This is a genomic window from Pseudobutyrivibrio sp. UC1225 (genome assembly GCF_900115215.1).
Classification (GTDB): domain Bacteria; phylum Bacillota; class Clostridia; order Lachnospirales; family Lachnospiraceae; genus Pseudobutyrivibrio.
In genome coordinates this window covers 24,220-39,824 of sequence record NZ_FOVQ01000005.1, presented here as the reverse complement: position 1 = coordinate 39,824, position 15,605 = coordinate 24,220, and the positions used below count along the sequence as shown (strand labels likewise).

The 15,605-nt window shown below is 40.1% G+C and carries 16 protein-coding genes; 1 reads left to right on the top strand and 15 read right to left on the bottom strand.

What is annotated here, in order from left to right; translation table 11 throughout:
• Nucleotides 1-53 precede the first annotated feature (53 nt).
• The 11 genes from BMZ41_RS07925 to BMZ41_RS07875 form a co-directional block, all read right to left on the bottom strand.
• Complete coding sequence (locus BMZ41_RS07925; RefSeq protein ID WP_090170174.1) at nucleotides 54-1,376, bottom strand: MATE family efflux transporter; 1,323 nt, start codon at nucleotides 1,374-1,376, stop codon at nucleotides 54-56.
• Nucleotides 1,357-1,833 (bottom strand): J domain-containing protein, encoded by a 477-nt coding sequence (locus BMZ41_RS07920; RefSeq protein WP_090170176.1) that lies wholly within the window; start codon nucleotides 1,831-1,833, stop codon nucleotides 1,357-1,359. The genes BMZ41_RS07925 and BMZ41_RS07920 overlap by 20 nt, the downstream gene beginning before the upstream one ends.
• Complete coding sequence (locus tag BMZ41_RS07915) at nucleotides 1,814-3,034, bottom strand: bifunctional folylpolyglutamate synthase/dihydrofolate synthase (RefSeq protein WP_090528452.1); 1,221 nt, start codon at nucleotides 3,032-3,034, stop codon at nucleotides 1,814-1,816. Before BMZ41_RS07915 ends, BMZ41_RS07920 begins: the two co-directional genes overlap by 20 nt.
• Nucleotides 3,035-3,043: 9 nt before the next feature.
• The gene (locus tag BMZ41_RS07910; RefSeq protein ID WP_090170181.1) at nucleotides 3,044-3,880 is read right to left on the bottom strand and encodes a DegV family protein; all 837 of its coding nucleotides are present in this window, start codon (nucleotides 3,878-3,880) and stop codon (nucleotides 3,044-3,046) included.
• Between the two features lie 109 nt (nucleotides 3,881-3,989).
• Nucleotides 3,990-5,141, bottom strand: coding sequence for a transglutaminase domain-containing protein (locus BMZ41_RS07905; protein ID WP_090528449.1), 1,152 nt, complete (start codon nucleotides 5,139-5,141; stop codon nucleotides 3,990-3,992).
• A 141-nt stretch (nucleotides 5,142-5,282) separates the two neighbouring features.
• Entirely contained in the window at nucleotides 5,283-5,486 is a 204-nt protein-coding gene (locus BMZ41_RS07900; RefSeq protein ID WP_015548251.1) for a cold-shock protein, read from the bottom strand.
• Nucleotides 5,487-5,697: 211 nt separating this feature from the next.
• Nucleotides 5,698-7,200, bottom strand: a complete 1,503-nt coding sequence (gene clpX / locus BMZ41_RS07895) for an ATP-dependent Clp protease ATP-binding subunit ClpX (protein WP_090170185.1) — start codon at nucleotides 7,198-7,200, stop codon at nucleotides 5,698-5,700.
• Between the two features lie 29 nt (nucleotides 7,201-7,229).
• A complete protein-coding gene (locus tag BMZ41_RS07890; RefSeq protein ID WP_090170187.1) occupies nucleotides 7,230-8,195 on the bottom strand; it encodes an alpha/beta fold hydrolase in 966 nt (321 codons plus the stop codon).
• Nucleotides 8,196-8,218: 23 nt separating this feature from the next.
• Complete coding sequence (locus BMZ41_RS07885) at nucleotides 8,219-9,043, bottom strand: glycerophosphodiester phosphodiesterase (protein ID WP_330386167.1); 825 nt, start codon at nucleotides 9,041-9,043, stop codon at nucleotides 8,219-8,221.
• A gap of 84 nt (nucleotides 9,044-9,127) precedes the next feature.
• Nucleotides 9,128-10,459, bottom strand: coding sequence for an MFS transporter (locus BMZ41_RS07880; RefSeq protein ID WP_090528446.1), 1,332 nt, complete (start codon nucleotides 10,457-10,459; stop codon nucleotides 9,128-9,130).
• Between the two features lie 39 nt (nucleotides 10,460-10,498).
• A complete protein-coding gene (locus BMZ41_RS07875; protein ID WP_090528443.1) occupies nucleotides 10,499-11,761 on the bottom strand; it encodes an SseB family protein in 1,263 nt (420 codons plus the stop codon).
• A 228-nt stretch (nucleotides 11,762-11,989) separates the two neighbouring features.
• Between BMZ41_RS07875 and mscL the strand changes: the two genes are divergently transcribed.
• Nucleotides 11,990-12,436 (top strand): large conductance mechanosensitive channel protein MscL, encoded by a 447-nt coding sequence (gene mscL / locus BMZ41_RS07870; protein ID WP_090170194.1) that lies wholly within the window; start codon nucleotides 11,990-11,992, stop codon nucleotides 12,434-12,436.
• Nucleotides 12,437-12,496: 60 nt separating this feature from the next.
• On the opposite strand, the gene BMZ41_RS07865 is transcribed toward mscL, so the two are convergent.
• The 4 genes from BMZ41_RS07865 to rsgA form a co-directional block, all read right to left on the bottom strand.
• Complete coding sequence (locus BMZ41_RS07865) at nucleotides 12,497-13,042, bottom strand: GNAT family N-acetyltransferase (protein ID WP_090528440.1); 546 nt, start codon at nucleotides 13,040-13,042, stop codon at nucleotides 12,497-12,499.
• A 38-nt stretch (nucleotides 13,043-13,080) separates the two neighbouring features.
• Nucleotides 13,081-13,881: a class I SAM-dependent methyltransferase gene (locus BMZ41_RS07860; RefSeq protein ID WP_090528437.1), complete on the bottom strand. Its 801-nt coding sequence runs from the start codon at nucleotides 13,879-13,881 to the stop codon at nucleotides 13,081-13,083.
• A gap of 340 nt (nucleotides 13,882-14,221) precedes the next feature.
• On the bottom strand, nucleotides 14,222-14,425 hold the full coding sequence (locus BMZ41_RS07855; RefSeq protein WP_090528434.1) for a hypothetical protein: 204 nt from the start codon (nucleotides 14,423-14,425) through the stop codon (nucleotides 14,222-14,224).
• Nucleotides 14,412-15,428 (bottom strand): ribosome small subunit-dependent GTPase A, encoded by a 1,017-nt coding sequence (gene rsgA, locus BMZ41_RS07850; RefSeq protein WP_090528432.1) that lies wholly within the window; start codon nucleotides 15,426-15,428, stop codon nucleotides 14,412-14,414. Before rsgA ends, BMZ41_RS07855 begins: the two co-directional genes overlap by 14 nt.
• Nucleotides 15,429-15,605: the final 177 nt, after the last annotated feature.

Sequence of the window (15,605 nt, the reverse complement as noted above, 5' to 3'; positions counted from 1 at the left end):
AAAAGCCTTTGCATCGTCTAAATAATGATAATGCAAAGGCTTTTCTTTTTACTCTATTTTTTCCACAACCATCTAACAGGTACAGCAAGCATAATAGCTTTCAAAACATTATCTGCTATCATGCAGCACCATACTCCCACTAGTCCAAATCCAAAATAATGAATACCTATATATGTGGATAATATTCGAACCAACCACATTCCACCAAACTCTACAACAAATGGATATTTTGTTCTTCCCAGTCCATAATAAATACCCTCTGATATTATATATAGTCCAAAGAAAGGCTCATTAAAGGCTACCATTTTCAGCACCTTGCTTCCAAGAGCTATGACATCTGAATCATTTGTGAAGAAGCCCATTAATGGTGTAGCAAATACATACAGCAGTACTCCACTCAACGTCATAATTAAAACTGTAGCTAAAATACTGCTAACACAAACAGCATGATATTTGTCGTGATTCTGTTCTCCATAAGATATGCCTACCATGGTATTGGCTGCAGATTTAAATCCATAGCCTCCTATATAAAACAGCTCCTCTGCCCCTACTGCAATACTATGGGCGGCAAAAATAATGGTGCCCATATGGGATACCAGACCTGCGAAAACCACGTAACCAGATGTAGATGCCACATTGATAAGAAGTACTGGTAGAGACAATCTCCACATTCGACTGATAATCTCTCTTTCAATGGAAAGAATTGGTCCTTCCATCTTAAACTCCTTATGTCTAAGGAATACCATCAAGGTCATTACACCACTGAAAATCGCAGAAATACATGTAGCATAAGCTGCTCCATCCACCCCAAGATTGAAGGTGTAAATCAAGAGATAATCAAGTACAACATTAAGAATATTAGCTCCCACACCAATATACATCGGAGTCTTTGTATCCTTTGTTGCACGTATTGCCGCTGATAAAATGATATTAAGCGATTTAAAAATAATTGGAACTGAAATCCAGAAAAAATATCGTGTAGCTGCCGGAGCAACCTCCGCAGAGGCACCCATCCAGCTTGCCACAAATGGACATGCTGCCAGACAGATAATCTCAACTACAGCACCAACACCTATTGCAAAAACAAGGCTTGCCTTCGCAACCTGCGATATTTTATGATGTTCTCCACTACCAATAGCCTGAGCAATCTGCGTCATGGCACCAACGCCAAAGGCCACAGGGATACTTCCCACCAGCCAGGTAATCGTAGTAGATGTAGATACAGCCGCTGTTGCATTAGCTCCAAGTCGTCCTACCATTGCAGTATCAACATACTGCATTAACACAGAAAGAATCTGTTCCAGCATAGTAGGTAGAGCCACAACAACTACTGAAATGAAAATATTAAATAGAGAATTATTCTTCTTTAACGTCATTATTTATATCTTTTCCTAAACCATTAGCCCACACCATGTGCTCTATAGCACGAGCCACTCTAATGGCATCAATAGCTTCCATGGCGCGCTTATAATCTGCCTCCTGCTTTTCATACATGGCAGAAAAATCCTTTTGTTTCTGTTCAAACTCCTGCTTACGGCGCTCCTTTTGCTTGGCAGCTTTTTTCTGAAAAGCTGCATAATCAGCACTACTGGCTGGCTTTCTGGTATTAGCTTTGCCCATAACACGTGTATGTGTCAAAACTTGTCCCTTAGATTCAGTAATCAAAAATTGATATGCCTCAGTAATCCTGTTGTAAAGAGTGGCATCTTCCATTCCTGTCACATCAGGGTGGCATTTCTTTACTAAATCCTTATAAGCCGCCTTAATCTTCTGTTCTCCTGCATCTGGGCCCAAACCCAGCACGCGAAGCGCTTCAACTCTTGTTTTTATCATAACCTGACCCCAATATTTCCCCTATAAAATATAAAGAACCAAAAACTATGATCTTCTCATTAAAAGTTCCTGCTAAATCAATGGCTGATTCGTAGGATTCACATGCCTGCGCCTCTACCCCAAGAGTCGCTATGGCATCTGCAAGCTCCTTCGCCTGAAGTGCACGCTCAGAATCAACTGTAACAGTATAAATACGTTCTGAAAGTGGTGCAATGAGCTGTGCCATCTCCACATAATTTTTATCTGCCATTACTGCCATTATAAATGAAAACTTCTGATTTGGAAATTCCGCCTTTAAACTATCACGAAGTGCAGTCACTCCTGCAGGATTGTGTGCACCATCCACTAAAATATATGGAGATTCAGAGATGACATGCATCCTTCCAGGCCACACAGCCGTTGCAAGACCATTTGCAATCGTCTGATTATCCACAATCATTTTCAGATTCCTAATTATTTCCACAGCAACTGCCGCATTTTTTCTCTGATATCCACCAAATAGTCCGAGCTTTAAATCCGATTCTACCTGAGTAGCATGAATCAAATCACATCCCAGCTCATCACATCGTGCTTCTATGACCTGTGAAGCCTCCTCATCCATCTCTCCTATTACAACAGGAACACCTGATTTGATGATTCCTGCTTTTTCTCCTGCGATAGCTGCTAAGGTATCACCCAAATACTGTGTGTGTTCCAAACCAATGGACGTGATGGCACATACCTCAGGCAACTGACTTAATCCATTTGTAGAATCCTTGGCACCACCTAGACCTGTTTCTAAAACAACATAGTCCACATGCTGCTCCTTAAAGTAAACCATTGCCATAGCAAGCCAGTAATCGAACATTGTAGGTTCAAGCTTAAGCTCCATATTAAGAAGCTGCTGGCCTATACGTGTCACATCTTCACGTGAAATCTGTTTTCCATCTATCTGAATGCGTTCGGTATAATCTATCAAATGAGGTGATGTAAATAATCCTACCTTATAATGTTCAGAAGACGCAAAAGAAGCAGCCTGTAAGATACTACTTACAAAAGCTGCTACTGATCCTTTTCCGTTGGTACCGGCGATGTGGATGATATGCAGCCCCTTTTCAGGATGGCCTAAAGCCTCCATAAATTCCTGGGTAACATCCCTTCCACATGCCTTTCCAAATCGGCGTTTATTATCAATTGTGTATACTACCTGTTCGTATGTCATTCTTATCTTCTAGACCACAAGAATTACTCCACCATCATTTGCGTACATTGTGCTGACGCCTCTCATATCTACAATGAAGATTTCCTTAAATGTGGCCAACGACTCCATTTTTTTCTTTAATGATAGTGCACGCTCTGGGCAGTTGCAATGAGAAATTGCAAGAATTTTGTTCTCACAATCTGTGGTAACATCCATGACGCATTTAGTCATCTTGTCGATAGTCTGGTTCATTCCACGGCCCTTAGCAAGCTGCTGAATATAACCTGTCTCTGTAGAGCCCATTACAGGCTTAATATTTAATGTCTCAGCAATAGCAGCCTTTAAACCTGATAAACGACCTGACTTTCTAAATGTCTCGAGAGTCTCCAGCACAAAGAAGGTGTGCTGACCTTCGATATAAGCATCTACAGTCTCAATAACCTGTTCAAAAGACATGCCTGCATTTTCACACTCTGCAATCTTAAGAGCGATAAGTGTCTCTCCGATAGAAGCTGACTTTGAATCAAAAACGTGAATGTTCTTAGACTCATCGTCCTCCTCGTATAAATCTTTGCCAAGGCAGGCGCTATTATATGAACCAGAAAGCTGAGCTGAAAGTGTAACTACATAAACATTCTCAGCCTCACAATCCATCTCCACCATGTATGCATTTGGTGATGGACATGCTGACTTTGGTGCATTAGGGCTTTCTGCTACAGCCTTAATGAAGCTTGCCTGATCAAAGCTATCATCATCTATAATCTGCTGGTCATCTATCTCCAGAGTGAGTGGTACATTAACAAAATGACCATCCTTTTTCATTTCCTCAGTAAGTTCTCCGCAGCTATCAAGAATAATTTTATACATCTACCTAGTATTCCTCCGCTTTTTCTACCGACATTATAGCACGAGGCCTGTTCCACGTAAATAGTTTTTATTCTTGCGACATGTAGTTTTCAAAACCACGTGTGTATTATCACCGTTTTACCCATTGAATTGTAAGGACATTTGCATTCTCATCTAGTAAATAGTACACAGAGTTTATGCCTCTACAATAATCAGACAGGTGATTTTCATCTATAAAATAGTTAATTACCTTGGAATATAGGTCAGAATTACTAAATTTTAAAGATATTTCTGCCTCACCGTTATTGTAGGATTGTGCAAGTCTGTTTCCTATTGAATCTACACCGAACCAGTCGTAATAAAGCCCTTCGTGAACAAAGTAATTATCTGCATTTGACAGGCACTCTGGCACCTCAAAATCCACAGTAATTACGTGATTCTGACTGATTTCCTCAGTAGTCATGGCAAAATAAGCGTAGTTCACACGCTTTGCGGTGTCATTATTTCCATCCAGGTATTTGCTATTGCCCCAAGTGACATCCATGTAGTAATAGGCACCATCAAGATATACCAGATTCCATGCATGGCTTTCTCCGTTTGCAGTTCCTGTAATAACAGTGCTCTTTATTCCCAGCTTATCAAGAAGATACCATGCCGCATCAGCATAGCCCTGGCACACAGTAGAACGATACAAAAATACACTGAGAATATTTTGATTTTCCTCACTGTCAGTGTTGTAATCAACATTCTCTATTAATGTTTCAAATACATAAAGTGCCTTCTTGAAATCACTGGCATCCTGACTGATTCCAGAAAGCCATTCGTCAGCAGTAGCCTCGATTGAAGCCTTGTACACATCCCTCTGATCCTTGGACATAGTATACTTTGGCCAAAACTCTATGCTGACAACCTTATCATCGCTGGTATAGGTATTGTACTTATAACCATTTACCCAGAATAAATCTCCATAATCTGCCATAACAGCTTCATAGGCCTTTTGGAGAGTTGAGTTATCCTTTGTAGATACAGTGATTTTTTCACTATACTCCGTCATACAGTTATAAATCTGATCGTATGTTACTTTGGTCTCATCATTAAGGTGTTGATATGCATATCTATCATAGGAAACACTTTCAACCACTACCGGTTCGTCCACCATAGGGTTCAAATCTATTTCCTTATTTGTATAATTCTGTATGAAATAAGAAGCCACCAGGAATATACCTGTGGCTGCTATAAGCATCGATATTGTCCTTAATAAAAATCTAACTACTCTTTTCAAAAATCCTCCTATAAAACAAAAGCAGCGTAATATAAATATTACGCTGCCTCTCCCCTTAATCACATGTTTGTATTGCCTTTAAATCCCGTTTTTCATAACAAAACCAAAGGTACCCAAAATAATGATTAACTGTGGTGCTAATTAACGTACAACTGTTACGTTAACAGCCTGTGGTCCCTTTGCACCATCGGTTACTTCATACTCAACTGTAGCACCCTCTTCAAGAGTCTTGAAACCTTCTGAGTTGATGCCGCTGAAGTGAACGAATACGTCCTTGCCTTCTTCGTCTGAGATAAATCCGTAGCCCTTAGAATTGTTGAACCACTTAACTGTACCTTTGCTCATGCTAAAGTACCTCCAATATATTACTTGCCGAGCTTCTCTCGACTAAAGATAGTTTAGCAAAAGACTTTATCAAAGTAAAGAAAATGTCGGAATTTTTTGTACAAATTTTCCAAAATGTTATCAATTAAACCATTTATGCAACAATATTAGTTTCTATAACTGCCACCAACAAACTCTGTCGGTCTGATGTTTAATTGACAGGTGTTTTTTTCTAATTTGCAGCTGCTCTTTCTGGTATTAATCCAGCTGATCTGACCATGATTCTTGGTCCACCTTTTTTCTCGATGTAGTCCTCTGTGATAATAACCTGACCGATATTATCATCCTTTGGAATCTCGTACATAATATCAAGCATAAACTCTTCTATTATAGAACGAAGTCCACGGGCACCAAGCTTTTTATCAAGTGCCTTTCTTGCGATAGCATGTAAAGCTGCATCTTCAAACTCAAGCTTAACCTCATCAAGCTCTAAAAGCTTCTCGTACTGCTTGATAATAGCATTCTTAGGCTCTCTTAAGATGCGTACAAGCATATCCTCATCAAGCATCTCTGTAGCAAACACGATAGGAAGACGTCCGATGAATTCTGGAATCATACCAAACTCTCTTAAATCTTCAACAGTAACCTTCTGAAGGATATTCTTATCATCATCGTATTTGTCCTTAAGATCAGCCATGAAGCCCATTGATGAATGCTTATTTAATCTTGCCTTTATGATTTCATCCATTGCAGGGAAAGCTCCACCGCAGATGAATAGAATATTTCTTGTATTAATTGTTGTGGTAGGAACCATTGCGTTCTTGCTGGATGCACCGATAGGCACCTCAACATCAGCACCCTCAAGGAGCTTAAGCATCCCCTGCTGCACTGACTCACCACTTACATCACGCTGATTTGCATTCTTCTTCTTTGCAAGCTTGTCAATCTCGTCGATGAAGATGATACCCTGCTGGCAACGCTCAACGTCATTTCCAGCTGCTGCAAGAAGCTTGCTAACAACCGACTCGATATCATCCCCGATATAGCCTGCCTCAGTAAGAGAAGTAGCATCTGTGATAGCGAGAGGTACATCAAGAAGCTTTGCAAGTGTACGAACAAGATATGTCTTTCCAGAACCTGTAGGTCCGAGCATAAGCATATTTGACTTCTCGATTTCGATGTCGTCCATTGTGCCTGTGGCTACACGCTTATAGTGATTATAAACAGCTACAGACATAACCTTCTTAGCGTAATCCTGTCCAACCACGTACTCATCAAGCATGGCTTTAATCTTGTGTGGTGGAATGATGTTATTGATATCGATGGCAGGAGCTGGTCTGTCTTCCTTTGCCTGGCTTGATGCTGCACCATGAGCATTCTTAACCTTTGGGCCTTCTCCAAAAAGACTGCCAAGGTTCAAAAAGCTGATGTTTGGCATCTTATTCATATCCATATTGCTCTTGGAGTTGTCTCCGCCGCCAAAGCCAAAGCTACCCATAGAATCGAAAGTACGCTGCATGCATTCATTGCAGACACCCATTCCTGGAGCCATCTTGATAAGTGGGCCACAGATAGTATCTGGTCTGTGACACATATAGCAAAACTCAGTTGGCTTCTTATCATTATTATCATTTGAAGAGTTGTTGTCCTTTTCTGGTGTAGTATCTACTACGTCTGCATCAACAACTTCGTTTGTTTCCTCTGGGTCAAATTCTCTAAAATCCTGATCTGACATAATAAATCTCCTTACAATTTTCCATAGCTCTAATTCTCGTAATACTCGAAAATCTTAGAATAATAGTCCTGTATAATCTCGTCAGTGGCATTAAATATCTCGTGCTTACTTCCTTCAAAACGAATCAGCTTGCAATTCTTAGCCTTCTGACAAAAGTGCTCCTGGGCATCTGACATTACCAGTGTATCCTTGGATGCTTGCATTAGTATAACAGGAATTTCTATCAAATGGGCGTTTTTAAGAATTTTTTTAGAAACATTAAGTGCCTCTCTTATCCATGCAAAGGTAGCTCCATTGGTGCGATAATGTGGCTCCCTCTCACGCTCATTGTACTGATAGGTGTATCTTGCCTTTGACATCGCCGAGCAATGTGGATACTTGAAGGTATGGTCATAATCGTGATGCTTTGGCAGATATCTCTTACTAAACATAGGTAAGTATGAAAGTATGCAAACAATAGCCGCCACGAAACTGTTAATGTTATGTGTAACCAGTCTTATCATTGGCGAAGTGAGAACCGCCTTTTCAAAAACCTTTGGATATTTTTCCAGATACATGGCACCGATACCTCCGCCCATTGAATGGGCGAATAAATAGAGATGCTTTGTTTTACTTTCTGGAATAACAATCTTTTCTATAAACTGATTAAAATCTTTCACATAGTTTTCGAAGCGGTCCACATATACCTTTGAAAAGCCTTCCACCTGTCTATCTGAAAAACCATGTCCTCTGTGTTCCACAATAAATACAGAATACCCCATCTTATAGAAGTAATAGATTGTCTCTGTAAACTTGGTAGCAAACTCGCAGTAACCGTGACTGATAACTATAGATGCCTTCTCTGCAGGATTAATCATCATCTGATAATGAAGATTTAGGCCATCCGTATTTACGAAGTAACCGTCCTGTAATTTTCCATTCATAAAAGGAAGAATGGTATCCTGCATAGCATTTGCAAAATCCTTATCCTCTATAAATATGTCTTTAAAATTCATAAAACTTTCCCCTATATTTTGCCTTAATTAAAGCTGGCTACTATTTCAAGTGCTGTATCTGGATAGTTAGTAATGATGCCATCAATTCCCATCTCACATGCCATCTTCATATACTGCTTTGAGTTGATGGTCCAGCTGTTAATCTTCAGACCATACTCGTGACAACGCTCCACATAATTTGGATACTGAACATTGTAAAGAGCAGGGTGAAGGGCCTCCACTCCGTGGTCTCTACCGTACTCAGGCATATCCAAAGTGCCATCCATATAAAGGAAGCCTGTGTGTGCTTCAGGATCAAGCTCCTTCACCTTCATGATGCTGTAGTGATTGAAGGAAGAATAGATTACTCTGTCTTCCATATCAAATTCCTTAGTCATGGCGATGATATCCTTTTCTATATCCTCGTAGAAATAAACACCATTCTTAATCTCGATATTGATATGAAGATTGGTTGGCTTAATAAGCTCGAAAACCTCTCGCATTGTAGGGATATCTGCATGAGGGCAGGCTTCAGGCATTGTCGCATTGTAATTGTACTTACGAAGCTCCTCTAAAGTGTAATCCCTAACATAACCTTTTCCATCTGATGTTCTATCTATCTTTTCATCGTGGATAACTACCAGCTGACCATCCTTAGTCTTGTGGATATCAAGCTCGATTCCATAAGCCCCCATCTCAATAGCCTTTTGAAAAGCTGGAAGTGTATTTTCTGGTAAATATCCGCTGGCACCTCTATGTGCCCAAACAACTGGCTTATTCATTGCCCCATTTCCCCCTTTTGTACGTCCTGATACTCGGTACCAGGACAATCTAATTCTGTCACATGCTCTTTTTAATTTCTTATTCATATCTCTGTCCTTCTTAACGATGATATTTTTAATTATAGTCAAATCAAACCTAATAATAAAGGACTCCCAACGGGAGCCCCATAATTAATCCATATCTTCAAAGGCCTCTAAGCCTCTTCTTACCTCTACATCTACATCACCATGCTTTACAAAGAGCATTGTGAGAAATGCTAAGAAGGCAAATATTGTTGCATATGGGAATAATGTCATATATCCCACATGAGCAAGCAGCCAGCCTGCAACAATCGGAGTGATTATCTGAGCTGCCATTGAAAATGTATAATAATATCCTGTGAATTTACCACTTTCTGAATCTCTGCACATTTCAAGAACCATAGGTAAGGAGTTGACATTGATGAATGCCCAGCCTGCGCCCATAGTTGCAAAAAATAAATACAAGATTGGTGAAAAGGTTCCGGATAATAACGTAAATACGAATCCAGCGAAGAAGCTACCTCCAAGTAATATTATTCCAAGGAGTATTGTCTTCTTTCTTCCAATCTTTGATGCCAGCATTCCTGACGGTATAAAGAATATGATTGCCCCTGCATTGGCAACCAACATACATCTGGAAGCATCACCAAGCGCCATATCCCACATCTTTACAGCGTAGGTAGTAAACCATGTCTCCATGCCATTATAGGCTATGAACCACAAGGCAACAGAGAATAGTAAAAATCTCAAGGACCGTTTCACATCCGCTGGCAATACCTCATTACCACTTTCATCCTCCACAGAAAGATTCTCCTCTGGATGAAGGAGCTCGTAGTTTTCCACCTGCTTTCTCATCTGTACCTCATCTACATTAATCATGACGATACATAATGAAACAAGCATAATTCCTGCCACCACCATGAAAATCAGCATGTAATTAACATGTGGCAAATCTCTTGTCTTTGAGGCAGGGTAGAAAACAGCCGCAACAATCAAATATATGATTCCACCCAATGCTCCCATCAAATTAATAATGGCGTTCGCTCTGGAGCGAAGTGGCTTGATAGTGCAATCTGCAACAAGGGCAACTGTAGGACTACGATAGGTACCCATTGCCACAAGCAAAGCTCCCAATATACCTATGAAGAAAATCTCCTTCCCCATAGATGGATTTGCATAGTAACTGTTATCCACAAGTGGAAGCATAAGCATGAGCACTACTGCTGCAATGGTTCCGAACAAATAGAATGGCTTGCGGCGCCCCATTTTGCTTTTGCACTTATCTGAAACTGCACCAAAAAATGGTAGTAAAAACAAAGCAAAGACATTGTCCATAGCCATGATTACACCAGAGATGGTCTCATCCAAATGAAAGGTGTTGGTGAGCACCAGCGGAATCAGGGCATTATACATTTGCCAAAATGCGCAGATGCTAAGAAAGCCGAAGCCCATCTGCACAGTCTTCTTCACATCAAACTTCATATTCAATTATCCCCCCAATATAAAAAGCTGCTCCTCTAATTATGCAGTGTAAATAAGCATCTTATCTGCGTGCTGATTTACGACGTTGTCTACGGCTGGAATGGCCCCCTTGAGCGCATATTCGATAGCCTGAATCTCGTGAGCAAGTGGTCGAAGCTCCTGATAGATAGCTTCCATGTGAACCTTCATCTCTTCCTTTTCGTATCCCTCTGGGAACTCGAGAACTACGAGATGACGAACAGCCTTTGTCTCTTCCTCAACCTTTGTAAGGAAGCTGATAGACTTAATCTCATCATGTGACTGACCGTACTCTACAAGCTTTCCGCGGATAGCCTCATTCTCCTCGCATTCCTTTGGAACACCAAGAAGAATCTTCTGACCTGCTGGAATCTTCTGCTCCTGCACATTTCCCTGTGCAGCACCTTCCTTTGGACCAAATTCAGCCTGATATCCAGGTGTGCTAACAATTGTATCAAGATAAGGAATTGGCAGTGTACATGGAACCTTGTTGAATGGATTGATAGCTATACCAGCGTATGCATTGCCTCTCTTGAGCATTGCGTATACATCCTGGAAGCTAAGAATCTGTGTGTGAATCTTAGCGCCATCATCCGCAAGACCTGTCCAACGACGAAGTGCATCCCAATCAGTGAAAAGTGGAAGTACCATGTTGTCCTGATCTTCAGGTGTACCTGCAAGCTTGATTGTAGATTTGAGCATGTAGAAGCCAATCTTTGTATCCTTCTTGATAACTGAAACCCCCTGCTCGTTAACCTCTGGCTCCTGATCCATCTTGATAGGTGTAAGGAAATGAGCGTGGCTTGCCCAATATGCTACTGTGCCATGGAAGGTATTGTCCTGTGCATATGTAGTAAGACCATTGATAATACCTGAAAGTGCTGGATTTTCAATAGAAACTCGTGGATTAATCTTCTCCTGTGGCTCGATATTTGTAACCACTGCATACTTCTTAATCTGAGCATCATCTGGAAGTGTAAGCTGAAGTGAAACCTTTGTATCCTCAGCCTCTTCAACGATAGAGCTTTTTCCATCTGCTGAAGCCTCTACAGCCTGAACCTCGCACTGGATAGGCTTTGACGCTGGCATGCAAACGAATACCTTATCGCCCTTAACTATCTTTCCTGTAAGCTGGCCTGTAATGATGCTACCGTTGCCATCAAGCATAGTTGTGATGCCATCTATAATTACAGAAAAACGTCTTCCTGTTTCAACATTGGTTGTTACATCTGTATCTGCAACCTCAATGTTTTCCTCTTTTTTCTTCTTGTCAAATAAACCCATAACAAATTCTCCTACTTTATTCTTTCTAAATTATTTTTCGTATTATCGGATCCGCAATTCCGATTTCGACAGTAAATCTATTATATCCTAATTGCCCCTGAAAAAAAACAGTAAGCGCCTTAATTCCTTGTTGTCACTGTCTTTTTTGCCTCATTTTCTTATTTATGTTTTATTTCAATATTGGTATAATGGTTAAAGTTTAAAATATTTTTCACAAGGGAGGTCACTATGAGCGATAAAAAAGGTTTCATCTCAGAATTTAAAGAATTTATCATGCGTGGAAACGTAATGGATATGGCAGTCGGTGTTATCGTCGGCGGTGCATTCACAGCTATCGTTACATCTTTGAACGAGGACATCCTTACACCTATCCTTGGTATCTTTGGTGGCACAGATTTTTCTGAGCTCAAGGTTACACTTGGAAGCGGTGATTTAGCTCCAACACTTACATACGGAAATTTCATTACTGCTGTAATTAATTTCCTTATCACAGCACTTGTAATCTTCTGCATCATCAAGGGTCTTAACAGAGCTACAGAAAGAGCTACTGCTCTTGTAAAGAAAAACAAAGAAGATGCTGAGGCTGCTGAGCCAACAGAGAAGGATTGCCCATACTGCTACAGCAAGATTCATATCAAGGCAACTCGTTGCCCACACTGTACAGCACAGTTATAAAATAAATATTTTAGTATGAAAAACCCTTGGGTGTGCACTGACCACTCAAGGGTTTATTTTTTATAATTCAGCTACCATTAGAATATCGTCTCTGAAGGTTCCGTCATCGTATTTATTAGCCTTTGGAATTCTTCCTGTTTCCTTAAATCCAAGAGATTCGTACAGATGCTTTGCTCTCTCATTTCCTTCAAGCACTGTCAGTTCCGCTTGCTCGTAGCCTGACTCCTTTATCAGCTCAATAAGGCGAGTTAATGCCAATCGTCCAAGTCCATGGCCTGTATTTTTCTGGAAGAAGGCTATGCCGATGCTTGCTCTGTGTTTTGCTCTTCTGCTGGTTCCCACTCTCTCAAATGACATATTTCCTGCGAACTCACCATCTTCAAAGGCTAAAATCAAATATCCTGTTTCTGAATCGTTGCGTCTTTCGATAAACTTAATTTCATCTTCTGCAGTTATTTTCACTTCATCTCCATACTGAGACAAATAAGGAGTTTCATCGCAAACCGTTTTCAAATATTCGGTAAGCATTTCAGCATCCTCAGGACGTGGTGCTCTAAGGGTGACTGTTCTTCCATTAAGTTCATAAGTCTCTTCTTTTAAAACCATTTTATGTCCTCCTTTTATTATCGTATATACGAATTAAATTATTGGTTATCACAAATTACAAGTAAATGATTTGAGCTGCCTAAAAGCTCTCTCTTTTCGCACATTGCAAGATGATAATTCTTGTATGCCTCAAAGTTTTCTTCGCTTAGTTTGAAATTTTCATTACCAATTTCTACCAACTCGATGACACCATCTGTTGCAAGAGTTTTTATTCTCTTAAGTGGAGTTTTATCTACAAGCTCCTCAAACTCTGTTATGTCAAAACCTGTAAACAACTGCTCTGGGAAATGCTTTACTTTATAGTCTTCTGTGTAGTTCTCCTCCAATCCATATCTCATATCTCCGCACTGTTCAATCAGATAATTGGTATACATGATTGCATACACTGAAATGAATGCGATAAATACTTTTCCATCTGGCTTTGTTATACGAGAAGCTTCCTTCAGTGCTGCAAGCTGATCTTCTTCTGAATAAAGGTGATACATAGGTCCAAAGAGAAGTGTTACATCGTAAGTGTTGTCCTCCAGCTGATGAAGATTGACTGCATCACCCTGAACAGTTCTTACATTGCTGAAGCCCTCAGCATTTTTCTGTAACTTTTCGAAGTTAGCATCTGTGTACTCTACTGCTGTTACATCATAGCCTTCCTTCGCAAGGTCTAATGACAATCTTCCTGTTCCTGCGCCAATCTCAGCCACCTTCATACCAGGCTTCAAATACTGATGAATATAATGCATTGTGGTGATGAATTCCATCTGTCCACGTCTTGTTCTGTCAAGACGATTGTCCTCCACATACTGTGCATAAAACTCGTTAACAATTTTCTCTCTGCCTTCCATATCTAGCCTCCTTGATTCTATTTAAGCGAATGTAAATAGGTATAAAAAAAGCCCCATCAGATGATAGTCTGATGAGGCTAGATTAGTCCCTATGCTTATAAAATGATATATCAACTCATATAGCATGCCTCATCGATTGTACAAGAATTAGACCCCTGCTTCATATCCACGGGTTTCGAATCCTTATTCATCGAATCGACTAGAGTTAATCTGTAAATCATTTTATCCTCGCTTTCTAAATTGAGTAGATTATAGTAGTGTCACATATGGAAGTCAAGGGGTAATTATAATGAATATTTATATTATGAGATAAACTTATCTTTAATTCACTTCTCCAATTTTATTCCAGCAAATTTTTAAATACCTTAATAATTCTGGATTCCCCTTTGTGGTTCCACTCGGATATTACATCGCTGCCAGCTATAGGCTTCTGTGACAGGTCTGATAGAATTCTTGCAGGGATGAGAAATTCCCAATATCTCACCTGACAGATATCTCCATCTACTGATCCCACCACTCCAAGATGCTTTTCAAAAATCTGCATGAACCCTTCCTGTACTTTTACTTTTCTTATAGGCCCTTGCCCACTTCGATATTTCTTTCTTCTTGGCATAATTTTTTGTATTTTCCTGACCAAGATTTTGATACAGTTGGAATCTTTCCAAAGATAATTCTCCACTTTCTATGGCAGCTTTCACAGCGCAGCCAGGCTCTGTATCGTGCCTGCAGTTGCTGAATTTACATCTACTTTCAAGCTCGATAATATCCGAGAATGTGCTATCAATTCCATCCTCTACCATGGCCATTCCAAGCTCACGCATGCCGGGAGTATCGATGATAGAAACTCCATTTGGCAACTCTATTAACTGCCTGTGGGTAGTGGTATGTCTTCCTGTATCATCTGATTCTCTAATAGCAGAAGTCTTCATGATTTCTTCTCCTGTGATTGCATTGAGAAGTGTGGATTTTCCTGCTCCAGAGGAACCCATTAGGCAGATTGTTTTGCCTGGCTGAAGGTATTCTTCCAGCTCATTCATGCCTATATCGTAAATGGCAGATATAGCGTGAACCCTCACATCTTCTGAAATTGTTTCCACCTCACGAATGTAGCGGCCTACGTTGTTGCAAAGGTCTGATTTCGTGAGAATCACAACAGGTGTAGCACCGCCCTGAAGAACCACGCTCACATATCTTGCAATTCTGTTGTAGCTGTAATCCTCATTCAATGATGTGACTATGAAAACATAATCTACGTTGGCTACCATGTACTGCATGACACCTGTTTTTGCCTGATCTGGTCGCTGCAAAAAACTTTTTCTGTCCTGCACTGACTGTATCATGGAATCACCATTCGGATTGTATGTAAAGCTTACATAATCACCTACTACTGGCAATTTATCAGCGCTTTCTTCATAGAAAAATCCCTTTAATTTTGCAGGAATATCCTGTCCTTGAAACTTTATTTTGAAGCTGTTCTTTTGTACCTCAGAAATTCGTCCAAGTTTCTCACCGTTAGTAATCTGTTCTTTAGTATTTAAATTATTCATTTTCTTAGTCTCCTATCATTTTCAAAATACAAATATGTATGGAGACCTATAATGGAAATCTACCTGAAAAAGGCATAAGAAAACCGTGACAAATTAGCCACGGTCGAAAATCATATTAAAATTCCAAAACCGAGGTCTTCATACGATATTCAGTTACAATCTCTGTGTTCATCACAC